The following is a 21,412-nucleotide window of genomic DNA, read 5'->3' on the forward strand; positions in this document are numbered from 1 at the left end:
CACACCACCTCACACCGTGAGCAGTACGGCTATTATTCCCAGTATGGTCGGCCACTTCCAGAAGAACTTCGCAGCTTGGTCGATGGTAAAGCGCGGGTAGATGCTGGCCACGAATATCGCTATGAAGAGCACTGCTATCTGCTTGATGAGCAGCTCGAGGAGGTTGCTAGCCCCGCCAAGGAACAGCACGGCGAAGAAAGCGGTCTCCGCGAAGAGCTGTACCGCGTGCTGGGTGAAGAGCAGTGCCGCGTGTTTGCCGCCGTACTCGACCATCGGACCCATGGATATTTCCGCCGGAGCGGTGATGATGTCGAAGGGCTCGAGGCCGAGCATCGCCTGGAAGACTATGTCGAAGACTATCATGGCTATAAGCAGGGCCGGGACGGTTACGCTCCACCCGTGAACTCCCTGAAGGGCTACTATCTCGCTAAGCTTGAAGGTTCCGAAGTGCTGGACGAGGGCTATTATCGCCAGGCCGTAGGGCAGCTGCATGGCCACCATTGTGAGCAGGCCACGCTGGACACCGACCGCTGAATAGGGGTTGCCCGAGCTCATGGCACCGAGCATTATTCCGAGCATCGGAACCTCGAGGAGGTAGGCAACGACGATCAAATCGGCGTTGCTGCTGAAGAGCTGGAAGTTCGCGATGGGTATGAAGAGGAGCGCAGTTATGCTGGCTCCGAGGGCAAAGATCGGCCCGAAGTCGTAGATGAAGCCGTGGCTGACGCTCTCCTTCTTGCCAAGGAGCTTGAGGGTGTCAATGATGGGCTGGTAGATCGGCGGGCCTACCCTCCTCTGTATCCTGGCCATGGCCTTCCTCTCGATACCCATGAAGATGAAGCCCATGAAAGTGGCGTAGATGAGTATTCCAATGACCTCAAGGATAAGCTTCCAGTCTATCATTCACAACACCCCCCACAGCGCTAAGATCAGGAGCACTATTGCCAGATACCACGAGTAGCTCTGGACGTTTCCGTTGTAGAAGCCCTCCCTGAGCCAGTCCGCGAAGTCCTCGGCTATGCCCGCTAGCCTCTCATAGAACCTGTCGAAGCTGTACTTGAGCCAGAAGTCCAGGGCTTCCGCTAAAGGTCTGTAGAAGTTCCTCCTTATGCTGAGGTTGAACTCCTCGGTCACTGGGTTACCAGACTGGTAGGTGTTGGTGACCGGTATCTTCCTGGTTCTGGCGCCGTAGACGTAGATCAGTCCCGCTATGGCGAGGCCAACGACCAGTATGAGGGTAACGCTTAGGGCGTTGTAGGTTCCAACGCCAGTGCTCAGGGAATAGTAGCTCTCAACCGTCACGCCCGTGTTAACGAACTTGTTGATGTAGTCCACAACAAGGCCAGGGGCTATTCCAAAGACCACGTTCAGGAGCCCTAGGATGCCCATGCCGATGAGGAGCGGGAGCGGTGCCTCCTGGACGTCCTCGAGGTCGCTAGGTCTCTGGCCGAACCAGATGGCGTAGAGGAACCTGACCACGTAGGCAAACGCCAGGGCGCTTCCCAGGAATATCGCCCCGGCGACGAGGGGCATGTGGGCCTGTATTGCTGCTTCGTAGATGAGCCACTTGCTGGCGAAGCCCGCCATCGGCGGGATTCCCGAGAGGCTGAGGACAGCTATGAGGGCCATGGCGAAGGTAATAGGCATCTTCTCGGCCAGGCCTCCAAAGTCCTCGAAGCGGGTCTTTCCTGTCCTAAGCACCAAGGCCGCCGTGACCAGCCAGAAGAGGCCCTTGAATATCGCATGGCTGAGGACGTGGAAGAACGCCCCAGCGAAACCGAGCCCGCTTCCGACGCCTATCGCTAGGAGTATGTAGCCAACCTGGCCGACGGAGGAGTACGCTAGGAGCTTTCTGACGTCCTCCTGAAGGACCGCGAGGAAGCTGGCAACAACCACCGTGATGGCTCCGAGCCAGGCGAAGATGTAGGTGAAGGTCGGGTGGCCGTGGAAGGAGCCGAGCTCAAAGTAGAGCTTCCCTCCTATGAGGGCGTAGACGATTACGAATCCAAAGATGCCGGCCTTGCTGAGTGCCCCGCTGAAGAAGCTCGTGTAGCTCTGGTTGGTCTCGCTGTACGCTTCAGGCGCCCAGACGTGGAGGGGCCAGGTTCCGGCCTTGACGCCGAACGCCACTAGGAAGAGCGCGTAGACGAGTATCGTGTCCGTCCTGCTGAGGTTTGCCATTCCGTAGGCTATCGTAGTGGCGATGGTGGTGAAGTCGAGAGCTCCAGTCCTCGCGTAGAGTATGGTGATCGCCAGCAGCATTGAGTAGGCCCCTATAACGCTCAGCACGAAGTACTTGAGCGAGGCGTGCCTGTTGTAGCGGAGCACCATCATGAAGCTGGCGAAGGTCATGAGCTCCCAGAACAGGAAGAAGCCTATGAAGTCGCTGGCGAGGAAGACCCCGATCACGCCGGAGACGCTCAGCAGTGAGAACATCCACTCGTAGCCGCTCTTAGTAGTTGATACTAGGCCAAAGGCCATGGCCGCAGCTACCACTGCCGCAACCGCCGCGAAGTACCAGGTCATCGTGCTGAGCTGGAATCCGAGGCTGAAGACCCCAGCGTTGAACGTGCTGCTCAGCGGCTTCTCCACGACGTCACCGTAGGTAGCCGCCACTACCACGAGGGGGGTCAGCCCGCCTATGAGGCCCAGTATCTCGCGTACCCCCTTAACGTCGAGGATCCACGCGAGTACTCCGCTGACCGCTGGAACGAAGAGCAGGAGGGGTATGACGTAGTCAGCCGGTATGAAGCTCATGGTCCCACCCCCATCAGGGGAACGTTCTTAACGTACTGAACCACGTTGAAGATGTCTTCACCCGCCTTCTGGGACACCGTCCAGAAGTAGTTCGGGTAGACACCGATGAAGAGTATCAGCAGCGCGAGGAACAGGGCTATAGTTCCAATGGCGATGTTCTCGTGGATCCTCTCCCCTTCTCCCGTGAACCACATCGTGTGGATCAGTCTGAGGTAATAGACCGCCTCGACGACGCTTGCGCCGAGGATGAGCGCGACGCTCCAGGTGTAGCCTGCGTCAACGCCAGCGAGTAGGATCCTGACCTTGCTCCAGAAGATGTTGAACATCGGAAGGCCTATCGCCGAAAGTGAACCCACCGTCACGGCGAAGGCAGTCAGAGGCATCCTCCTGCCCAGGCCGGCGAAGTTCTCGATCTTGGTTCCGCCTAGGGTTATTCCAATGTAGCCCACGGTGAGGAACAGGAGGGCCTTGACTATCGCGTGGTTCACCATGTGGAAGACTCCCGCGCTGACCCCAGCCTGCGTCCCCAGGGCGAGGGCGAAGGCTATCATGCCTATCTGGCTTATGGACGAGTAGGCTATCATCCTCTTGACGTCCTTCTGCCTGAGTGCCGAGAACTCGGCCACGATGACTGTCAGGGTGGCCATTACGACGACCATCCTGAGAACCGAGCTCCAGCCGCTGGCGGCCTGCATTATGTAGAGCAACCTTGCCGCCGCGTAGAGGCCTGCCTTGACGACGAAGGCCGAGAACATGGCCGTTATCGGGTGCGGTGCGGCCTGGTAGGCATCGGGTGCCCACGCGTTGAGCGGGAAGAGCTCCGCCTCAACTGCCAGACCAAAGATCAGGAGCGCCAGGCCGACCTCGGCCACCTTGGCATCGACGCCCCCTATGAGGAGGGCCAGTTGGGCCATGTTGAGCGTCCCGGTCGCACCGTAGACGAGGGCTATGCCGACGAGGAAGAAGCTCGAGCCTATTCCACCGAGGATCATGTACTTGAGCGAGGCCTCGGCCGCTTCACCGGTCTTGTTGTAAGCGGTGAGCGCGTAGGCGCTTATGGCCGTTATCTCCATGAAGACGAAGAGGTTGAAGATATCGCCGGTGGCTATCATGCCGGTGGCACCGAGCATCAGCAGGAGGAACAGCATCGCGTACTTGTCTATCGGCTCGACGTCGATGGCCTTCACGCTGAAAACCGCCATGAAGAAGCTTATCAGAGCGACTATGAACACGAAGAGAGCCGCGAAGTGGCCGATGTAGAGGTTGATTCCAACCGGGGGCTTCCAGCCGCCCGCCATGACGATTATCGGCTTCCCGGTGCTGTAGACGTCGCTGAACACCCAGCCCGCTATTCCAGCCTGGATCGCGGTTATGAGGACCAGGTAGTACTTTACGGCCTTCTTACCCAGACCCTTAATCAGGGGGACGAAGAACGCACTGATGAGTGGTAAAGCTATGAGGAGTGAAGCGTACTGCCCGTTCATCCTCTCAACCTCCTTATCTCCTCAACGTTAAGGGTCCCGTACTTCTCGTAGAGTATTATCGCGGCGCTAAGGGCCATCGCGGTCGTGGCAACGCCTATGACTATCGCAGTAAGAACAAGGGCCTGCGGGATCGGGTCAACGGCCTGGTTCGGGCCTATCCCCTCGCTCAGTATCGGGGCGCTCCTTCCTGAGACGTAGCCAACGCTTATGAGGAGCAGGTTGACGCCTGTCTCCATTATGCTCAGTCCCACGAGCATCTTGAGCAGGTTCTTCTTCACGAGGACGGCGTAGAGGCCGATGAGGATCAGGCTTATCGCCCCGAAGTAGTAGACGCTTATGTGGATCATTCGCTCACCTCCTCCTTGAGCATGTTGTCGATGATTCCGCTGAGCTCGGTGCCGACCTTAATGCCGATGAGGGTGTAGATGATCGGTATGAAGCCGCCGCTGAAGAGCCTGCCGACGTTGCCGGTTCCCCATCCCCAGGTCTGCCATATCCAGTCGAAGAGGAAGTAGCCACCTATGGCGAGGCCTATGAGGCCGACGAGGACGTAGCCCATTCCAGCGAGTCCCTCCGTCTTCTCAAAGCCCTTGTGGGGTATCTCGTAGGTGACGAAGGCCATGTACAGGAGCAGGAATGCCGTCGCTATGGTGGCTCCTCCGGGGAAGCCTCCACCCGGGGTGAGGTGTCCGTGGATGAATATGTACGCGCCGAAGAGCACTACGAACGGGAAGAGCATCTCGGTTCCCGTCGTTAGGACCACCGAACCCTCGGTCTTTGCGGTTCTCTTCTTTTTCTTCCTCCAGAGGAGTGCACCAACGCCCGTGGAGGCTATGAACAGAACCGTGACCTCACCGAGGGTATCGAAGCCACGGTAGTTGACGACTATTGCAGTCACAGCGTTGACAGCTCCGGTCTGGGCCTTAACGTGGTCGAGGTAGTACTGGCCGACGAGCATCTTGTCCTGCCCGAAGGGAACCCCAGCCAGCCCCTGGGCGATCCAATAGCCTATTATCAGGATGGTGATTATCGCAAGGGCGCGTTTGAGCATCTTCACCACCTCACCCACCAGCCGGGCTTCTCCTCTTCCTCCGTCTCAAAGCGCCTCGTCCTCTTGATGGCGAATATGAAGACCGCGCCGCTGAGGGCCGCTCCTATTGCCGCCTCTGTCATAGCCACGTCCGGTGCCTGGAGCATGAAGAACAGGATCGAGGCGAAGAGACTGACGGCCGCCATGCCGACCACTGCCGCCAACAGGTCCCTCCACTCCACCGCCAGGATCGCGGACAGGATCATGAGGGCGATTATTATGTACTCAACGCAGGTCACACAGTTCATTCCCCACCACCTTCCTCTGGCGTTTCACCCTCTTCGCTCTCGGGGGCCTTGGTCTTGGCCTCCATGTACTCGCGGTACTTGTCCATCACGCTGCCGTTCCACAGCGGAATGCCGCTCTTGTAGGCGGCCCTTATGAGGGCGTGGGCGCTTATCGGGTTGGTGAGCAGGAGGAAGACCGCGATGACTATCGTCTTGGTGAGCCACGCAACGCTTCCGAAGTCCGTTCCTAGGGCCCAGATGCCAACACCCAGCATGACACCGAGGGAACCCAGGGTGGCGCTCTTGGTAGAGGTCTGCATCCTGTTGTAGACGTCGGGCATCCTGATGAGACCTAGGGCTGAGAGGAAGTAGAAGAACGTTCCGATGAGCACGAGGGCTTCTCCAATTGCAGCCAGCGCGTTCATAGGCCTCCCTCCATGTACCTGGCGAAAGCTATAACGCCGCCGAAGGCGAGCACCGCGTAGACGAGGGCCACGTCGAGGAAAATCATGCGCTTGTAGTAGAGTGCGAAGAGCACCATTAGGCCGGCGGTTATCGTGGTCATTATGTCAACCGCAACTAGTCTGTCGACCGTCGTTGGTCCCCTGAAGACCCTGTACATGCTGAGGAGGGTCGCTATCGCTATCAGGGCGAGATAAACGTTTATCCCTATCATCCGAAGATCACCTTCAGGAACTTTTCAAAGGGTCTCGTGATGTTCTCGGAGGCGGCCTTAACGTGCTCCTCCTCATTTTCGGTGAGGGCCTCGTCGGGAACCCATATCCAGTGGATGAAGTAGTTGTCCCCATCGACGTCGAGGGTTATTGTCCCCGGGGTCAGGGTTATCGAGTTCGCCAGGGCGAGCTTTCCGGGGTTGGTCTTGAGAACGGTCTTGCAGTGGACGATGCCGGGCCTTATGGGCCTCTTGGGGTGGAGAACCCTATAGGCCACGTCGAGGTTGGCCATTATCATGGCCCACAGGAAGTACGGCACGTAGGCTATCGCGTACGCTACCCTCTTTGGATGGAGGTTCGCCAGCCCTCTGGTCGTGAATATCGGGTACGTGAAGGCGGCAACTATGAGGGAAAGTGTGAGCCCCATCTCCAGTTCCTGAACGTCGGTACTGGCCGTTAGGAACAGCCATATCAAGAACAGTATGATCACAGTGTACAGGTACCTGCTTATTTTGCTTGCCTCTTCCATATCATCAACCTCCAGCGGTTGGTGGACATCTCGGGACATTTTAACGTGAGCTATCCAGGGGTTGAAAACAATTGCTTATAAACCTTGCCTGCCGAGAACAGAGGTTTAAAACTTTTGGTTAAAATGAAAGAAGCAAATTTGTCCTTTGATGCCAAAAAGGGTTCTTCAGGTTCCAAATTCCATCTGGAGTGAAGGGTCGGAGAAAGGGGAAATAAAGGATTCAGTATATCGAGATCCTCTTAACGCCCTCCAGCTTCGACAGCTCGTTGATTAGGTCGCCCGGAATGGGCTTCTCGGTGATTATCGTGAGGGTCGCCTCAGGATAAAGCTCGGGATCCTCTGCCACAACCTGGACGATGTTTATGCCCCTGTCGGCTATCTTCTGGGCTATCTTTGCCAGTATTCCAACAGCCCTTGGCTCGGGCTCGATCTCGATTACCCCGTAACCAACGTGTCTCCCGACGTACTTCATGTGGACGGTGGGTTCAAGGTTTGTGTAGATCTCCTTCAGCTCCGGTATCTTGAGTATCATGCCAACGGTCTCCTTAACAACGCGCCTGTCGACGTCGAGGGCCTTGGCTATCTTCGTGTACGGAACCTCTATGTCACCAGCCTTTATCTTGAGGTCGTCCGAGACCCTGAGACCGTACTTGAGGAGGGTCTTCGCTATCACCTTCCTCACTGGATATTCGTCAAAGTAATGCTCGATCTTTCCCCACATCCTCATCACCCATTGTAGTTCATCACTAACCTTTTTGCATCACTGATATTAAAATGTTTCCATGTCCGCATGATGCCAAAAGGCCTCCCCTTAAAAACTTTTGGGCAGGAAGGAACCTGAGCGGGCCCCGATGATACGGATTATTTATCCATCGTCGGCTTTTTAAGAGAGTCCCAAAAAGCCAAAAGCATGATTGAAGTCCGCCTTCCCCACGCCGAGTTTCAGGACCTCGGAGACTCAATAAGGCTCATCTGGAGGGAGACTCTCTACGCAGATTTCGAGAAAAAAGAGCTTGAGAGAGCCATAAAACGGAAGTTCAGGGTTTCACCAGAGATAACCGCCCGCGACGGTGCCCTTTTAATCGACACGGACTACGAGAAGGTTGAAGGCTACGTCGCCCTTTACATCCAGAACAACCTCGGCGCCCTTCTGAGGAACCGTTACACCAGCAGGAGAGTGCTTTACATCCACGAGGGGCTTGACGTTCCACTACTCGGCTACAACGCCTTTGGATTGATAGACCGCGGAACGAACCTCATTCAGATCAGGGGCGTCAGCGGCTGCAACCTCAGCTGCGTCTTCTGCTCGGTCGATGAGGGGCCGTACTCAAGGACTAGGAAGCTCGATTACGTCGTTGACATCGACTACCTGATGAAGTGGTTCGACGACGTGGCGAGGATAAAGGGCAGAGGCCTTGAAGCTCACCTCGACGGCCAGGGCGAGCCCCTCATCTACCCCTTCCGCGTTGAGCTCGTCCAGGCCCTTCGCGAGCACCCGAACGTTTCGGTCATCTCGATGCAGAGCAACGGAACCCTCCTCACGGACAAGCTCGTCGAGGAGCTTGCCGAGGCCGGCCTCGACAGGGTGAACCTCTCGATACACTCCCTCGATCCGGACAAAGCCAAGATGCTCATGGGCAGGAAGGACTACGACCTTGAGCACGTCCTCGACATGGCTGAGGCTTTGGTAAACGCGGGAATCGACGTTCTAATAGCACCGGTCATAATCTTTGGGGTAAACGACGACGAGGCGGAGGCGTTCATAGAGTTCGCGAGGAAGATAGGGGCTGGAAAACGCTGGCCGGCTCTCGGCTTCCAGAACTACGTCCCCTACAAGTTCGGCAGGAACCCGACGATAGCCAATGTTAAACCCTTCAAGGAGTTCTACGCTTGGCTCAGGGAGTTGGAGGAGAAGACCGGGATGAGGCCCTTGGTTTTGAAGCCCAGGCACTTCGGCATGGAGAAGCGCGAGTTCATCCCGCTCGCCTTCAGGCCCGGTGAGGTCGTTAAGGCCGAGGTCGTTCTGCCCGGGAGAATAAAGGGCGAGATGCTTGCAAAGGCCAGGAACCGGCTCATAGAGGTCATCAACACCGACGCGGAAATCGGCGACAGGATAACGGTCAGAATAGTGAGGACGAGGCACGGGATTTACATCGGGACCGAGGTTTAACCTTTTTAAGGTAATCTTCCAAACTCCATCGGGTGAAAACATGGGGCGCGTGATCCTGGCCCTCGGCCTCTTAGTCGTGATAGTTTTTTCGCTCGCTGCGATGGCACTGGCCAGCAAATCCGGTGTTTTCTCAGACCTCTCGGGGGAACGCCAGTACTCCTCAACTACTCCAAGTGGTCCGGGCTGGAGAAGTGCCCCGGAGGACCCCCAAACCGTTTACGTATCGATCGTCGCCCCAAATGTCAGGCTTAAGGAGGCCATTAAAAGCGCCCTTGACAACGTGACCCGCTCCCACGGCCTAAAGCCCGTCTACGTCAACAAGCCGATAACCGACTACGACCTTAAGGGAAGGATCGTGATCGTTTACCTCCCAATGGACTTCCGGAGTGAGGGGCTCCTCAGCACTGAGTACGGCGTCTCGGGGATTCTCTACTACTCCTACCCCGGCGACGCCAGGACCTTCGTCGAGCTCACGCTCAGCAGAAACGTTCCCGAAGAAACTAAGGAAACCATCGAAAAGCTTGCCCTCGAGCTGAGCTCTTCGAGCGTTAGACGGCTAAAGAGGAAACACGTTTTGAACCAGTCCGTGTCGATCGCCTACTGGTGGAAGCTGAAGGCAGTAGTAGGAAAACTCAGAGGGGGAGACCCCTACGGGATGATAGCCCAAGAAATAGCGACCCAGCTCAACGAGTTCCTGGAGGGCCCATAACCCTCACCCGATACCAGCCACCTTGGGTGTTACGAAGGCCTCTATGAAGGCCGCCAAGAGCAGGACCGCAGCCGAGAGGGCGTAGAGCCTCAGGGACGAGTAAACCAGGTCCAGGCCCTCTTTCTTGAGGGTTCCCCTGTACAGGAGCATCCCCGCGGTTGCAGAGAGTATTATCGCGGGGATCTCGAATACACCGTGCGGGAGGATCGCAAGCAGCGCCCTAACGGGGTCGATGATCCCCTTTGAGACCACCAGGGTGACCACCAGCCCGAGGACGAAGCCGTTGAACAGAACGACCAGCCAAGAGACTATCCCGAAGATTATCCCAAGGGCGTACGCGGAGGTCGCGACCCCGAGGTTGTTCAGGTAGATGGAGAGGAACGTGTGAACCGGGCTGTCCATGCTGACCTTGTCCGAGATCGACCTGCCGATGGCCCTGAAGAGCTCCATAGACTCATTGGGGAGCACTAAGGCCACGGCAGAGCCAACAACGACCGCCGCGATAAACGCTGCCGTTAAGAGTGTAAAGTACTCCTTGGCCCTCTCCTGCGCCTGCTGGGAAAGGAAGATCACGGGCTTCACCCTTCCATGGCTTTCTTGAGGGCTATCTTGAAGTCCTCCACGTTCACGTAGGGCATCTCTATGTCCATCCTCATGGCGAAGAACTCTTCCATCAGTCTCTCGAGCTCCTCAAGCCTGTGCCCCTCGAGCTTCTCTTCAAGTTCATGGACCGCCTCTTCAGGGTGCATGAAGAAGTCGCCCGTTATCTTGACGTGCTCCGCTATTCCGTTCTCCTCGTCGAACTCTATCCTTATAAGCCCCTTCTTCGCCTTGTGCTCGCCTACGTGGTGCTTCATACTACCCACCTCCAAAGTAAATTAGCGGGAGAAGTTTTTAAAGGTTGGGCCCAAGTGGGAGCGGTGGTGTGAATGGGTTACGGAGAGGTTAAGGAGCGCGTAAGGCTCATCATTGGGGAAGTCCTTAGGGAGATGCTTAACGAGGCAGGCAAAGAGTGGAGCGGCGAGATAACCTTTGATGAAACGCCAAGCATCGAGCTCGGCGACTTCGCGACGACAGTTTCCTTCCAGCTCGCGAGGGTCTTCAGGAAGGCCCCGAAGCTCATAGCGGAGGAGATCGTTGAAAGACTTAAGGGGAAGCTCCCTGATGAGATAGCCGACGTCAAAGCGGTGAACGGCTACATAAACTTCTACCTTGACTACGACCGCTTTGGCAGGGAGCTCGTCGGAGAGATACTCGAAAAGGGCCCCTCCTACGGCGAGAGCGAGATCGGAAAGGGAAAGAAGGTCATCGTCGAGCACACCTCCGTTAATCCAACCAAGCCCCTCCACATGGGGCACGCGAGGAACTCCGTCCTCGGCGACACGATGGCGAGGATAATGAGAAAGCTCGGCTACACCGTCGAGGTTCAGAACTACATCGACGACCTCGGCGTCCAGTTCGCCCAGGTTCTCTGGGGCTACCTCAACCTGAGGGAGGAGTTCGAGAGGCTTGAGACCGAGCTCCGCGAGAAGGGCCTCAAGGAGGACTTCATAGACCACGTGATGGGCCTGCTCTACGTCGAGGTGAACAAGCAGCTTGAGAAGAACCCCGATGTGGACAAGGAAGTCCGCGAGCTGATGAAGAAGCTGGAGGAGGGCGACAACGAGATAGCCGAAATTGGAAGAAAGTTGGCCGAGCGCGTCGTTAAGGCCCAGATGCTCACCACCTACCGCATGGGCATCACCTACGACCTCCTCAGCTGGGAGAGCGACATAATGAGGAGCGGGATCTTCAAGGAAGCCTACGAACTCATCGAGGCCAACGAGAACTTTTTCTGGGCCGAGGAGGGCAAATATAAGGGTGCCTTCGTGATGGACCTCAGGAAGCTCTTCCCGGACATGAAGAACCCCTTCCTCGTCCTCAGGAGGAGCGACGGGACGGCGACCTACACCGGCAAGGACATAGCCTATCACCTCTGGAAGTTCGGCAAGGTTAAGGCGGACATGCTCTACAAGCCGTGGGACAGGCTGGAGAACCACGAGACGTGGACGACCGCTCCGGACGGGGAAGAGATGCCGGGGAAGTTCGGGAGAGCGGATATAGTCATCAACGTGATCGGCGCCGAGCAGAAGCACCCGCAGATGGCCATAAGGTACGCCCTCCAGCTCCTCGGCTTTGAGGAGAGCGCGGAGAACTTCCACCACCTCGCCTACGAGCACGTTGTAAGGCCCGAGGGCTCTTTCTCCGGCAGGAAGGGAACCTGGGTCGGCTTCACCGTAGATGAGGTTCTCAACGAGGCCGTCCAGAGGGCCAGGGAGCTGGTCGAGCAGAAGAACCCAAGCTTAAGTGAGGAGGAGAAGGACACCATCGCGGAGGCGGTTGGTGTCGGAGCCGTCCGCTTCAACCTCGTCAAGTACAGCCCGGACAAGATAATCACCTTCCGCTGGGACGACGTCCTCAACTTCGAGGGCGAGAGCGCGCCCTACATCCAGTACGCCCACGCGCGCTGTGCGTCGATCCTCAGGAAGGCAGGGGAGAAGGGCATCGAAACGGACTGGAAGGGTCTCATCGAGAGGGCCGACTTCTCGAAGCTCACCAACCGCGAGAAAGAGCTGGTAAAGCTCCTCGCCAAGTTCCCGGAGGTTGTGGAACAGGCAGGAAAAGACGTCAAGCCGCACCTCATCCCCTGGTACGCCAACGAGCTCGCTTCGCTCTTCAACAAGTTCTACATGGACCACCCCGTGCTGAAGGCCGAGGAGGGCATCGTGGAGGAGAGGTTGCTCCTCGTGCTCGCGGTAAAGCAGGTGCTCAGGAACGCCCTGGAACTCCTCGGCATCAAGGCGCCGGAGAGGATGTGAGCTACTCCCTCAGCACTTTTTCCACAACGGGGTCTATAATCCTGTATTTTCCGTTTTCCTTGGTTATCCACCCCATCTTTTCCAGGTTTCTTAAAAGTTCGCTCAGTCTCGCATTGGTTATGGGGCCAGCTTTGGCCTCAACGTATTCCTTGATGGTGCTCCAGCTGGTTATCCCCATCGCTATCGCCCTGAGTATGAGGGAGTACCTACCGCTCCTCTTCTCCAACTCTTTCAGTTCTTCCCTGATGACTGCCCTTGCTTTCCTCATGGTCATTTCAAGGGCTTTCTCAAAGCTCCCCTTCTTCCAGTAGTGGAAGCCGAACTCGACCAGCCAGCCGGGAATTCCATCGAGTTCTTCAACGGCCGCTTTTATTTCCTCCTCTGGAACATCCATGCCAACCTCCTCAAAGCCCCTCCTGAGGAACTCCCTGGAAAGCTCCCTGGTGAAGGGCTTGACCTCAACCTCCTCGTATATCCTTCCGTAGAGCGGGCTGGAGTAATCGTCGAGACCCAGGAAGTCGTGGAGAAGTCCTACCTCGGAGCCTGTGAAAACGAAGCCCAGGTTCTCAAGGGAGTCATAGGCATACGCCACAGCCGCCAGAAGTTCCTTTCCTCCCCGTGAACCGTAGAACCTTAAATATTGGGCCTCGTCGAAGGCTATGATGACTTTTTTGCCGGCTTTTTTTCCCAGGGAGTTCAGAAAGTCCAAGAGGTCAACGAAGGTGGCCTCCCTCGGTTTGAGTTGCACCCCCGCGATGCTTACCCTCTCCACTGATATTCCCCTCAGAAATCCCACGCGTCCCTTTCCTGCAAGAATGTTTCTTATCTCCCCAACCAGGGCGGCCTGGCTCACGCTTCCGCCGATGGAGTAAAGCTTTCTAGCGTCGACGTACAGTCCAATCTCATCGCACTCGTTTAGAGCCACCCTGAGGAGTGAGCTTTTACCCACCCGCCTTATTCCAATGAGGAGCGTTATCGGGTAGTTTTTCATGCCGTTTAGCAGGGCCTTTATCTCCCCCTCCCTGTCGAATATCTCGTCTCTCCTCTCTTTCGGTCTCGGGTCGAACAGCACAGGTATCGCCCCCGATACTAAGTATCGGTACCGATACTTAAGGCTTTCCCTGGGCAACCCTAAAATACCTCCTCCCCCTAAACCCTCCGGTGATTCCATGCGCGGCGTTATAGTCCCCCTCGTTACCCCATTCAACGAGGACTACTCCATAGACGTCCCTGCACTTGAGGAGCACGTTGAATACCTCCAGAAGGCAGGCGTCCACGGCATATTCATCAACGCGACGACCGGAGAGTTCACGAGCCTTAGCCCGGAGGAGAGGAAGTTTCTCGCGGAGAAAGGCCGTGAACTGGTCACTTCAGCCTTCTACCTCGTGGGGACGGCATCCTCAAGCACCTTCGAGGTTGTCGAACTCACCAGGCACGCTCAAGACATAGGCGCGGACTACGCGGTCATAGCGCCGCCCTACTACTGCCCCCTGAGCGAGGAGGTGCTCTTCAAGCACTACTCAATGGTGGCCGAGAAAACGGATATTCCAATCATACTGTACAACATCCCCTCCTGCGCCAACCCGCTAAGCGTCTCCCTCATCAGACGCCTCGCCTTTGAGTACTCGAACATCGCCGGCGTGAAGGAGACGATAGAGGGCGTAAACCACGTCAGGGATGTCATCCTTGAAGTCAAAGGCGAGAGGAAGGACTTTAAGGTTTTTACAGGCCTCGACCAGCACTTCCTCAATACGCTGGTCCTAGGTGGCGACGGCGGGATAATGGCCTGCGCCAACTTCGCCCCTGAGCTCCACCTCGCGGTGTGGAAGGCCTTCCAGGAGAAGCGCTTCGAGGACGCCTTTGAGGGGGCGAGAAGGCTTGCAAAGCTTTCGAAGGTTTACGACCTCGCTTCATCCTTCGGCTCGGCGATAAAGCTGGCGATGTCCATGAGGGGCTTCTCGATAAAGCCCGTCCTGAGGCCTCCCTACGTCATGGACGGCGAGGAAGTGAGGGGCAGGATTAGAGAGCTCCTTGAGGAGGTTTTTTCGAGCTCTTCAATGCAGGGGGAACTCTCTGAAGGGGGAACTCGATAAATTTAACGGGAACACGGGATTTTGTTGCCAGCGGGCTTTTGGGAGAAAATTTACCGACTACCTAAACGCCCTCTAACTGCCCGCTCAACCCCTCTGAGGTCGAGGGTCTCTGGCGTTTTTTCCTCAACTTCCCTGGCAATTAGGAGGAACCTCTTCGGCCCATCGAAGGTTTCAGCCTTTTTTCTGAGCTCTTCGAGTATCTTCTTTGCTTCCCTTTCCCCTAGTTTCTTCCACTTGACCTCGACGAACAGCAGCCCTTCCCCGGTTTCGGCGATTGCGTCTATCTCTATCCCCTTGTGCCACCACCTGTGGACGCTCCTCTGGCCGAAGTCGAGAATCCTAAGGGAGAGCATCTCCCTCACAAGCCTCTCGAACATCATCCCGTAGTAGGTGTTGATGTCCTTTTGGATTTTCTCCCACACCTCGTCTACCATTCCGAGCTCGAGGTCGGAGAGGTTCGGGTAGACGTAACGGAACCAGAAGTTGAAGAAGTTGTCCTTTATGAAGTACCTCCCCCTCTTGCGTTTCCCATAGGGGAGTTCATAGCCGACGATTTCAAGCCTCTGGAGGACGTCGAGGTACCTTGAGAGGTGTCCCCTCTCAAGCCCGGTGTACGAAACCAACTCTCCGAGTGTTTCGTATCCCAAAGCCAGCCCCTTCAGTATGAGCTTGTACGTCCTCGGCTCCCGGAACTCCTCCCGCAGCAGGAACTCCGGCTCCTCGTAGAGAACCTCGCCCTTCCTTAGAACAAGCTCCCGTATTGCTTCATCTGTCTTCCTATTCCCTACGAACTCGAGGTAGAGAGGAACCCCTCCGAAGACCATGTACGTCTTAACCAGATCCTCAAAGTCCTTCTCCGGCAGCATCATGGCCGCTCCCCTGATATCGAAGGGAGAAACCTTCCACTGGCCTGTTCTCCTGCCGTAGAGGGGACTTTTGTACTCCATTATCCTTTCCATCATCCCGATTGATGATCCACAGAGGATTACGAAGATGCCAGTGTTCTTCAGCGCCTCGTCCCAGGCTTTCTGGAACTTGCTCAGAACCGCGCTATCGAGGGAGATGAGGTACTGAAACTCGTCGATTACCAGGGCTACCCTCTCCTCGCCGATTTCCCTACCGAAGTTCATGAGAAGCTTAGTGAAGTCGCGAACGTCCGTGAAGTAGTCCCTTCCGGTGAACCTCGCGAGAGCATCTCCAAGCTCCCTAACGTTTTCCCCCAGGGAGTCGGCCGTGGCGAGGTGATATATCCCGGACTTCCCCTCGAGGAACCTCTTAATCAGTGCAGTTTTGCCGACGCGCCTCCTCCCGTAGAGTATTATGAGCTGTGCCCCCTTTTCCGACCATTTTCTCTCGAGAAATTCGAGTTCCCTCTCCCTGTCAACGAACACGTGGGCCACCAAAAATAAATGGTACATGTAGATTATAATAATTTCGGTGCATCAAAGAAAAGAGAACCGTGGTAAGCGAATGGTTCATCTTATCTTATACCTCAAAAACGCACCGAGGCCGCCGAAGGCCTTGTAGAACTGCTGGCCTTCCTCGGTGTCGAGTGAAATTACCTCGACGTCCGAGCCCGCCTCCTCCGCCATCTTTATAAGCTCCTCAGCGACGTCCCACTTCTCGAAGGTTATGTTCTGGCTGCCGCACTTGGGGCAGTGGGTGAGCTTCTTCCTGTAAACGTGGAATTCCTGCTCGCTCATGGTCTTTTCTTCACTCCAGCCGCAGTTGTTGCACTTGGCCCTGACGCGAACCTTGTCGTAGCCCTCGCTTATGAGGAGGGTATCAACGGCTCCGAGCTCGAGGGCCTGCCTTACCTCCTTCTCACCGTAGGTTATCATTCCCGTGTCCTTCACGAGGTGCTTGAAGAAGTTCTGGATGAGGTGGCGCTCCTTGACGGCCTCGTGATCCTTGAGGATGTCGCTGGCCTTCTCAACGAGCTCCCTGAGGCCGTACTCGCCGTGATAGCTTATGTCGACGACGCCTATAACCTTCTTCCTGAGCTCATGGTGGAGGTAGTCGCCTTCAACGAACTCCTCCTTGGTCGGACCGGGGCCGCCGATAATAATGCCCCTCAGCTCGCCCTTCTCGAGGAGCGGAAGGAAGGCCTTGTTGGCGTGTTCCCCTATGCGCTTCATGAACTCGTGGGTCTCCTGCTCGCGAATCCTCTCGTAACGCCTCGCCGACTGACCACCCGCCCTCGTCTTCCCTGGGACGTTCGAGGTGAGCTCGTCGATTACCTCTATCCTCTTTCCTCGGAGCAGACCGATGGTCGCCTCGTTCTTCTCGACGGTGATTAGACCGTAGGCGTCCTTAACGCGGAGCATCTCCTCCAGGGGCTCTGTGACGAAGGTCTGGTCGCATCGGTAGAGGCGAACCTTGAGCGGCTCCGGCGGAACTATAGCCCAGAGCCTTATGTCGCTCACACCCTCCTGCTCGCTGACGTTGCCGACGAAGAGAGCGAGGCCGTTGTCGGGGGTCTTGCGGTAGAGCTTGAGGTGCTGCATCGCCCTTTCCAGCGCGCCAAGAACGTTCTTTCGCGTTGACTTGCTCTTGATGTTCTGGGCCGTTCCGTACTCCTCCCTTAACTGTTGCATGACCTTGTTTATGTCGTAGCCCGCTGGAATGTAGAGGCTTACCAGCTCGGTTGCGCGACCTCGATAGCCCTTCAGCTCCTCGACCTTCTTCTTGAGTTCGTACATCTCAGCGGACTTGTGAGACATGAGCATCACCCTGAGATTTTCTCGCTGTAGAAGGCATGAAAAGGGGAATTTATAAAGGTTTGGAGGTCAGAGGAGGGAAAGCAGGATCAGAATGAAGACCCCAAAGACGCCGCCTACCGCGATTATGAGGAAGTTCACCAGGTTGAGCTCGATGTGGGTCACCCCAAGGAAGTTGAGCAGTCCCACGATCAGGAGGCCGGTTATCGCGTTGACAGCGAGCCACTTTATAACCGCCAGGGTCAGCTTCATAACTATGTAGCCCGCCAGGATCAAAAGTAAGAGGAGGATCAGGGGACCGAGCATTCTCATGCCCCCGAGAGCTTTTCAAGGGTTTCGCTGGCTATGTCTCCAAGCTTCACCCACTTCTTGCCCTCGAACGGGAGTATGACCTTGTCCTCCACACCGACCAAGTCCCTGACCCTAGGTTCGAGCTCCTTCAGGCCGAGTTCGCCGATGAGGATCAGAATAAAGCCCTTCTGGTTTTTGTCTCCCGCTTCGAGTGCCTTTTTGGCCTCCTCCATGATTAGGTCACGGTATTTCGCCGCCAGGTCCGGTAGATCCTCGGTAAGCCTGTAAAGGAGGATCATGGCGTTTTCCCTGACGTAGGGGTTCCTTGACTCCACGAGGCTTAGAAGCTTTTTGATGGCCTCCCTGTCGAGGTGAGGCTTTATGGCATCCGGTCTCGTGTCCATAAGCGTGACCATCGCGAGAACCGCATCACCAACGACACCGGGGTTATCATCAGCTAGGAGCTCAAAGAGAGCCTCCCTCGTCTTCTTGTCCTTAACGGCCTCCTCAACTACGAGCTGGAGCTGATCACTTTCGAGCATCTTCCTGACTTTACCCTTCTTGGAACCGAATGAAAGGAAGCCCATGGCACATCACCGTTTATGTCAAGTTTCGGGGGTTTAAGTTAAATCTTTTTTGGATCGCATGCTATGAAGTTTGAAGTCCGCCAAACCACCTAGAACACAAAACCGCGAACTAATTAAACAGCGCGAAAACTTAAAACGTGATTGGGACATGTAACTTGTCCACAAGGGGCTATCTACCCACATGGATCACTATAAATAGCAGTTTAAAGACCGGGGAACTCAACTTTTTAACGATTGATGTCGAGCTTGATCCCGGAGAGGCCCTAGGTGTGAGGTATATCGAATTCGAGGAGGGTAGGATTCCATGAAAAAGCAGGATTTAAGCGTTATGCTCCTCCTTTTGCTCTACCTAGTAATCAGACTTCCATTACTGATTCCAATGGACGAATACATGGACTACGATGAAGGTACCTACCTCATGATCGCCCGGTTTATAAACCACGGGGTGTTGCCCTACCGCGATATCTACGCGGTGCACCCTCCCCTCTACTACTACCTGCTGGCCCTGTGGCTCAGGGTCTTTGGGGACAACTACATCGTGGCGAGGTCCCTTTCGGTGGTTGTGGGGGCGTTGTCAATTCTCATCGCGTACCTGATTGGTAGGGAGCTCAGGGACTGGAAGCTAGGGGTTGCCTTCAGCGGATTGCTAGTCTTGGATCCCCTTATGGTCCATATGAACACCGTGGTGTACCACGAGACGTCCATAGAGCTGTTCACCCTCCTCTCAATGTACTACTTCGTCAGATATTTTAAAACGGAGAACCCATGGTACGCGTACGCATCCCTATTTATTGCGGGCATAGGGAGCACTTCGAAGTTCACGATACTGCCGTATCTCCTGGCCCTCTACGTGACCATTCTGTTCTCGCGCAAGAGGGAGCTCTGGGGGTACCTGACGGACATGGCAAACGTCGTGCTAAACAGAAAGCAGGGTACGGTCATCCTCATGACGTACGTTGCGATGACTTTGATCTCAATCTCGGCCGTGATGCTGTACCCAACGGATCTCACCAGACTGCTGGTTATCGTGCCGGGGATTTCGAAGATAACGATCGTGGGGCAGAAGTTTGCGGTGGCCCTCCTGCTGATCATCTGGGGGGTCTTGACTATCTACGTTTTCAAGGCTAGCTACGTCCACAAGATCTTCCGCACCCTCATGCTGATTTTCAAGGACTGGAAAACCGCGCTCAAACTCGGGCTCGCTGTCATAATTGGAAAGCTCGTTATAGAGGTGCCCCTGGGGATTCTCGTCAGCCCGGACTACCTCAACCAGACGTACCTCGCCCAAGGTAACAGGTATCCACCTATGATAAACATTTTCACCCTGATTAACGACATCCTAACGTCACTGGAGGTAAGAAAACCGGAATTCCTGTACCCCTACGCACCCATGTTGTTCCTGTTGCTGGGGTACCTGTTTGTTTCCACAAGGGCGAAGGTTAGATTCAGAGCCTCATTAAAGAACCTGACCCTGATGAACATTTTGGTATATTTCTTTGTGGCACCGGTTCTTCCCAACATGCGCTTTTTGTACCCTCTGGCCCTCGTAGTTTACCTTCTGGTCCTCGATGCGGTCTTTGGTATTGAAATAGAACGGAGAAAGGCCCTATCGCTGGCAGTCGTGGCAATAGTGCTTCTGGGGGTTGTGGACTACGGGATCGTTGCAAATTACCCATCGGGCAGGCTAAAAATCGGGTGGGCGGTTCACTCGAAGGAACTCCGGGATGATCTCGGAGAATACATTCTGACAAATGGCCTCAAGGATGATGCCTACTACTCTGTTAACCCCATGAACACCTACTATCTCGGGCTCAAAGTGCCCCCCTACACGCTGGACAACTTCGGTATATTCTACCTCGCCCACCTTAACTCAACTTATCTCCTAGACGAACTCTTTGACGAGAATGTTTCCCACATCATTTTCAGCACGTGGATGTACGCTATAAAGGACAACGATGCCCTCTTAAAACGGAACTACGGTTCCCTAATCGAGAAGGTCAGAAAACACTTTGTTCTGGAATTCGCCGAGTCTTACAAGAAAGGAGAGGTCATGGAACTGTACAGGCTGAGTAGAGATACCCACCACAACATCAGCGTCACGAGCCACCGCGGGAAGGTAATGTTGCTCACAAACGGCACCGATGTTGCCCACCTCTACGTGGTGAGCAACGGCACTGAGTTCAACTTGAGAACCCAACTACTCCTGGAGAATGGGTCATACATCGTGAGACAGTGGTCAGAGAACGGGAGCGTGGCATATACCTTAAGGGTTGCTGGTGATATGATAACATTAAACTTTACCGAGGATACTGGAGTAGTGCTAGAATTCAAAAAGGACGTTGTTCTCTTGGACAACCTCGGCAATGTGGCCGATGGAGGAACAACGATCCTAGCCCCGGGTTTTTCCGTCTTCATAGAAGGTGCCAGAGACGTAAAACAGGTGGACGATAAAAAAGTTGAGGTGCACGGAAAAACGGTGATCTTGAGTTTAGCCGGACATCTCCTCACTTGAGATGTTTTGGATTTTATCCATCACACTTCCTATATTTTGGTCGTGCATCTCTGCAGTGGTGTTTGCCATGCTGTGCGAGAACGTTGCGATGTATCCAACCACAACGAGTATTACAACAATAGTTATTCCCAGAAGGAACAAGTACTCGGTGCTACCTTGAGCCCGGTGTTTCATTTGGATCACCACACAGATAAATATATTAAAAATCGAACGGATACATTGAAAAAGAGCTATCTATTTCAGGTACCCGCGTTAGATACTTCACTGCTTATAGCACTCGATATCTGGCTCCCAATGCCTGAAACCGTCTTGTTGGCCTGGCTACCGGCAGTACTTCCGGTTGCCCGGAGGTACCTAATGACCACTGCGACGATGATGAGAGCCGCTGCAATCATAAACAGGTACTCGATTGCACCCTGGGCCTTCCTCTTCATTTCCAACCACCTCCGTGTGGGTTCTTCATATCCTTTGTCAGTTCCCCACCTTAAATACCTTTCTCCCTAATTTTGTCGAATTTCCCGTCAAAAATGAGGATGCTGTAGTTTTCATTAACCTCTCTGTAAAGGTATTGGGGAAACCACAAACTAACACTAAGAGGGTCGTATTCTATACAATCCCGATTCAAAGCCGCCCCTGGAACTTATTTTACCACCACTTAGGTATGCTCGTCGGACAAGGTTTATATATTTTTTGATGAAGAAAGTGTGAGGA

24 protein-coding genes are annotated in these 21,412 nt (G+C 55.1%); 5 read left to right on the plus strand and 19 right to left on the minus strand.

The features are described from left to right. Nucleotides 1–9: 9 nt before the first annotated feature. The 10 genes from ACZ5AM_RS07565 to ACZ5AM_RS07610 form a co-directional block, all read right to left on the minus strand. Nucleotides 10–903 (minus strand): respiratory chain complex I subunit 1 family protein, encoded by an 894-nt coding sequence (locus ACZ5AM_RS07565; RefSeq protein ID WP_464914403.1) that lies wholly within the window; start codon nucleotides 901–903, stop codon nucleotides 10–12. Then, the gene (locus tag ACZ5AM_RS07570) at nucleotides 904–2,757 is read right to left on the minus strand and encodes a proton-conducting transporter transmembrane domain-containing protein (RefSeq protein WP_464914404.1); all 1,854 of its coding nucleotides are present in this window, start codon (nucleotides 2,755–2,757) and stop codon (nucleotides 904–906) included. It abuts the gene before it with no gap. After that, nucleotides 2,754–4,241: a proton-conducting transporter transmembrane domain-containing protein gene (locus ACZ5AM_RS07575; RefSeq protein WP_464914405.1), complete on the minus strand. Its 1,488-nt coding sequence runs from the start codon at nucleotides 4,239–4,241 to the stop codon at nucleotides 2,754–2,756. Before ACZ5AM_RS07575 ends, ACZ5AM_RS07570 begins: the two co-directional genes overlap by 4 nt. Further along, nucleotides 4,238–4,588, minus strand: coding sequence for an NADH-quinone oxidoreductase subunit K (locus tag ACZ5AM_RS07580; RefSeq protein WP_464914406.1), 351 nt, complete (start codon nucleotides 4,586–4,588; stop codon nucleotides 4,238–4,240). Before ACZ5AM_RS07580 ends, ACZ5AM_RS07575 begins: the two co-directional genes overlap by 4 nt. Next, nucleotides 4,585–5,292: a Na(+)/H(+) antiporter subunit B gene (locus tag ACZ5AM_RS07585; protein ID WP_464916065.1), complete on the minus strand. Its 708-nt coding sequence runs from the start codon at nucleotides 5,290–5,292 to the stop codon at nucleotides 4,585–4,587. The genes ACZ5AM_RS07580 and ACZ5AM_RS07585 overlap by 4 nt, the downstream gene beginning before the upstream one ends. A gap of 2 nt (nucleotides 5,293–5,294) precedes the next feature. After that, entirely contained in the window at nucleotides 5,295–5,579 is a 285-nt protein-coding gene (locus ACZ5AM_RS07590; RefSeq protein ID WP_464914407.1) for a DUF4040 domain-containing protein, read from the minus strand. After that, nucleotides 5,576–5,983, minus strand: a complete 408-nt coding sequence (gene mnhG / locus ACZ5AM_RS07595) for a monovalent cation/H(+) antiporter subunit G (protein WP_464914408.1) — start codon at nucleotides 5,981–5,983, stop codon at nucleotides 5,576–5,578. The genes ACZ5AM_RS07590 and mnhG overlap by 4 nt, the downstream gene beginning before the upstream one ends. Beyond that, a complete protein-coding gene (locus tag ACZ5AM_RS07600) occupies nucleotides 5,980–6,234 on the minus strand; it encodes a monovalent cation/H+ antiporter complex subunit F (protein WP_464914409.1) in 255 nt (84 codons plus the stop codon). Before ACZ5AM_RS07600 ends, mnhG begins: the two co-directional genes overlap by 4 nt. Then, nucleotides 6,231–6,761, minus strand: coding sequence for a Na+/H+ antiporter subunit E (locus tag ACZ5AM_RS07605; RefSeq protein ID WP_464914410.1), 531 nt, complete (start codon nucleotides 6,759–6,761; stop codon nucleotides 6,231–6,233). The genes ACZ5AM_RS07600 and ACZ5AM_RS07605 overlap by 4 nt, the downstream gene beginning before the upstream one ends. A gap of 220 nt (nucleotides 6,762–6,981) precedes the next feature. Next, nucleotides 6,982–7,482 (minus strand): ACT domain-containing protein, encoded by a 501-nt coding sequence (locus tag ACZ5AM_RS07610; protein ID WP_088858403.1) that lies wholly within the window; start codon nucleotides 7,480–7,482, stop codon nucleotides 6,982–6,984. A gap of 189 nt (nucleotides 7,483–7,671) precedes the next feature. Here ACZ5AM_RS07610 and ACZ5AM_RS07615 point away from each other — a divergent pair, with 189 nt between their 5' ends. Then, complete coding sequence (locus tag ACZ5AM_RS07615; protein ID WP_464914411.1) at nucleotides 7,672–8,931, plus strand: radical SAM protein; 1,260 nt, start codon at nucleotides 7,672–7,674, stop codon at nucleotides 8,929–8,931. 40 nt (nucleotides 8,932–8,971) lie between these two features. Further along, nucleotides 8,972–9,640, plus strand: coding sequence for a hypothetical protein (locus tag ACZ5AM_RS07620; protein WP_464914412.1), 669 nt, complete (start codon nucleotides 8,972–8,974; stop codon nucleotides 9,638–9,640). A 3-nt stretch (nucleotides 9,641–9,643) separates the two neighbouring features. Here ACZ5AM_RS07620 and ACZ5AM_RS07625 read toward each other — a convergent pair whose 3' ends face one another. Further along, nucleotides 9,644–10,213, minus strand: a complete 570-nt coding sequence (locus ACZ5AM_RS07625; protein ID WP_464914413.1) for a stage II sporulation protein M — start codon at nucleotides 10,211–10,213, stop codon at nucleotides 9,644–9,646. Nucleotides 10,214–10,218: 5 nt separating this feature from the next. Further along, on the minus strand, nucleotides 10,219–10,497 hold the full coding sequence (locus tag ACZ5AM_RS07630) for a lipoate protein ligase C-terminal domain-containing protein (protein ID WP_464914414.1): 279 nt from the start codon (nucleotides 10,495–10,497) through the stop codon (nucleotides 10,219–10,221). Between the two features lie 72 nt (nucleotides 10,498–10,569). On the opposite strand from ACZ5AM_RS07630, the gene ACZ5AM_RS07635 reads away from it, so the two are divergent. Beyond that, complete coding sequence (locus ACZ5AM_RS07635; RefSeq protein WP_464914415.1) at nucleotides 10,570–12,498, plus strand: arginine--tRNA ligase; 1,929 nt, start codon at nucleotides 10,570–10,572, stop codon at nucleotides 12,496–12,498. A 1-nt stretch (nucleotide 12,499) separates the two neighbouring features. Here ACZ5AM_RS07635 and ACZ5AM_RS07640 read toward each other — a convergent pair whose 3' ends face one another. After that, the gene (locus ACZ5AM_RS07640; RefSeq protein ID WP_464914416.1) at nucleotides 12,500–13,570 is read right to left on the minus strand and encodes an AAA family ATPase; all 1,071 of its coding nucleotides are present in this window, start codon (nucleotides 13,568–13,570) and stop codon (nucleotides 12,500–12,502) included. 97 nt (nucleotides 13,571–13,667) lie between these two features. Here ACZ5AM_RS07640 and ACZ5AM_RS07645 point away from each other — a divergent pair, with 97 nt between their 5' ends. Then, nucleotides 13,668–14,591, plus strand: coding sequence for a dihydrodipicolinate synthase family protein (locus ACZ5AM_RS07645; RefSeq protein WP_464914417.1), 924 nt, complete (start codon nucleotides 13,668–13,670; stop codon nucleotides 14,589–14,591). 50 nt (nucleotides 14,592–14,641) lie between these two features. On the opposite strand, the gene ACZ5AM_RS07650 is transcribed toward ACZ5AM_RS07645, so the two are convergent. The 4 genes from ACZ5AM_RS07650 to ACZ5AM_RS07665 form a co-directional block, all read right to left on the minus strand. Next, on the minus strand, nucleotides 14,642–15,991 hold the full coding sequence (locus tag ACZ5AM_RS07650) for an ATP-binding protein (protein WP_464914418.1): 1,350 nt from the start codon (nucleotides 15,989–15,991) through the stop codon (nucleotides 14,642–14,644). A 75-nt stretch (nucleotides 15,992–16,066) separates the two neighbouring features. Further along, the gene (prf1, locus tag ACZ5AM_RS07655; protein ID WP_464916066.1) at nucleotides 16,067–17,314 is read right to left on the minus strand and encodes a peptide chain release factor aRF-1; all 1,248 of its coding nucleotides are present in this window, start codon (nucleotides 17,312–17,314) and stop codon (nucleotides 16,067–16,069) included. A 66-nt stretch (nucleotides 17,315–17,380) separates the two neighbouring features. Continuing rightward, a complete protein-coding gene (locus ACZ5AM_RS07660; RefSeq protein ID WP_464914419.1) occupies nucleotides 17,381–17,623 on the minus strand; it encodes a hypothetical protein in 243 nt (80 codons plus the stop codon). Then, nucleotides 17,620–18,189 carry a hypothetical protein gene (locus tag ACZ5AM_RS07665; RefSeq protein WP_464914420.1) on the minus strand — a complete coding sequence of 190 codons (570 nt, stop codon included), beginning with the start codon at nucleotides 18,187–18,189 and terminating at the stop codon, nucleotides 17,620–17,622. The genes ACZ5AM_RS07660 and ACZ5AM_RS07665 overlap by 4 nt, the downstream gene beginning before the upstream one ends. A 304-nt stretch (nucleotides 18,190–18,493) precedes the next feature. Between ACZ5AM_RS07665 and ACZ5AM_RS07670 the strand changes: the two genes are divergently transcribed. After that, the gene (locus tag ACZ5AM_RS07670) at nucleotides 18,494–20,701 is read left to right on the plus strand and encodes a glycosyltransferase family 39 protein (RefSeq protein ID WP_464914421.1); all 2,208 of its coding nucleotides are present in this window, start codon (nucleotides 18,494–18,496) and stop codon (nucleotides 20,699–20,701) included. On the opposite strand, the gene ACZ5AM_RS07675 is transcribed toward ACZ5AM_RS07670, so the two are convergent. Then, a complete protein-coding gene (locus tag ACZ5AM_RS07675) occupies nucleotides 20,678–20,875 on the minus strand; it encodes a hypothetical protein (protein ID WP_464914422.1) in 198 nt (65 codons plus the stop codon). The two genes, ACZ5AM_RS07670 and ACZ5AM_RS07675, sit on opposite strands and share 24 nt — an antisense overlap. Nucleotides 20,876–20,940: 65 nt before the next feature. After that, a complete protein-coding gene (locus tag ACZ5AM_RS07680; RefSeq protein WP_464914423.1) occupies nucleotides 20,941–21,135 on the minus strand; it encodes a class III signal peptide-containing protein in 195 nt (64 codons plus the stop codon). Between the last annotated feature and the right edge of the window lie 277 nt (nucleotides 21,136–21,412).

This window comes from Thermococcus fumicolans (assembly GCF_055386755.1).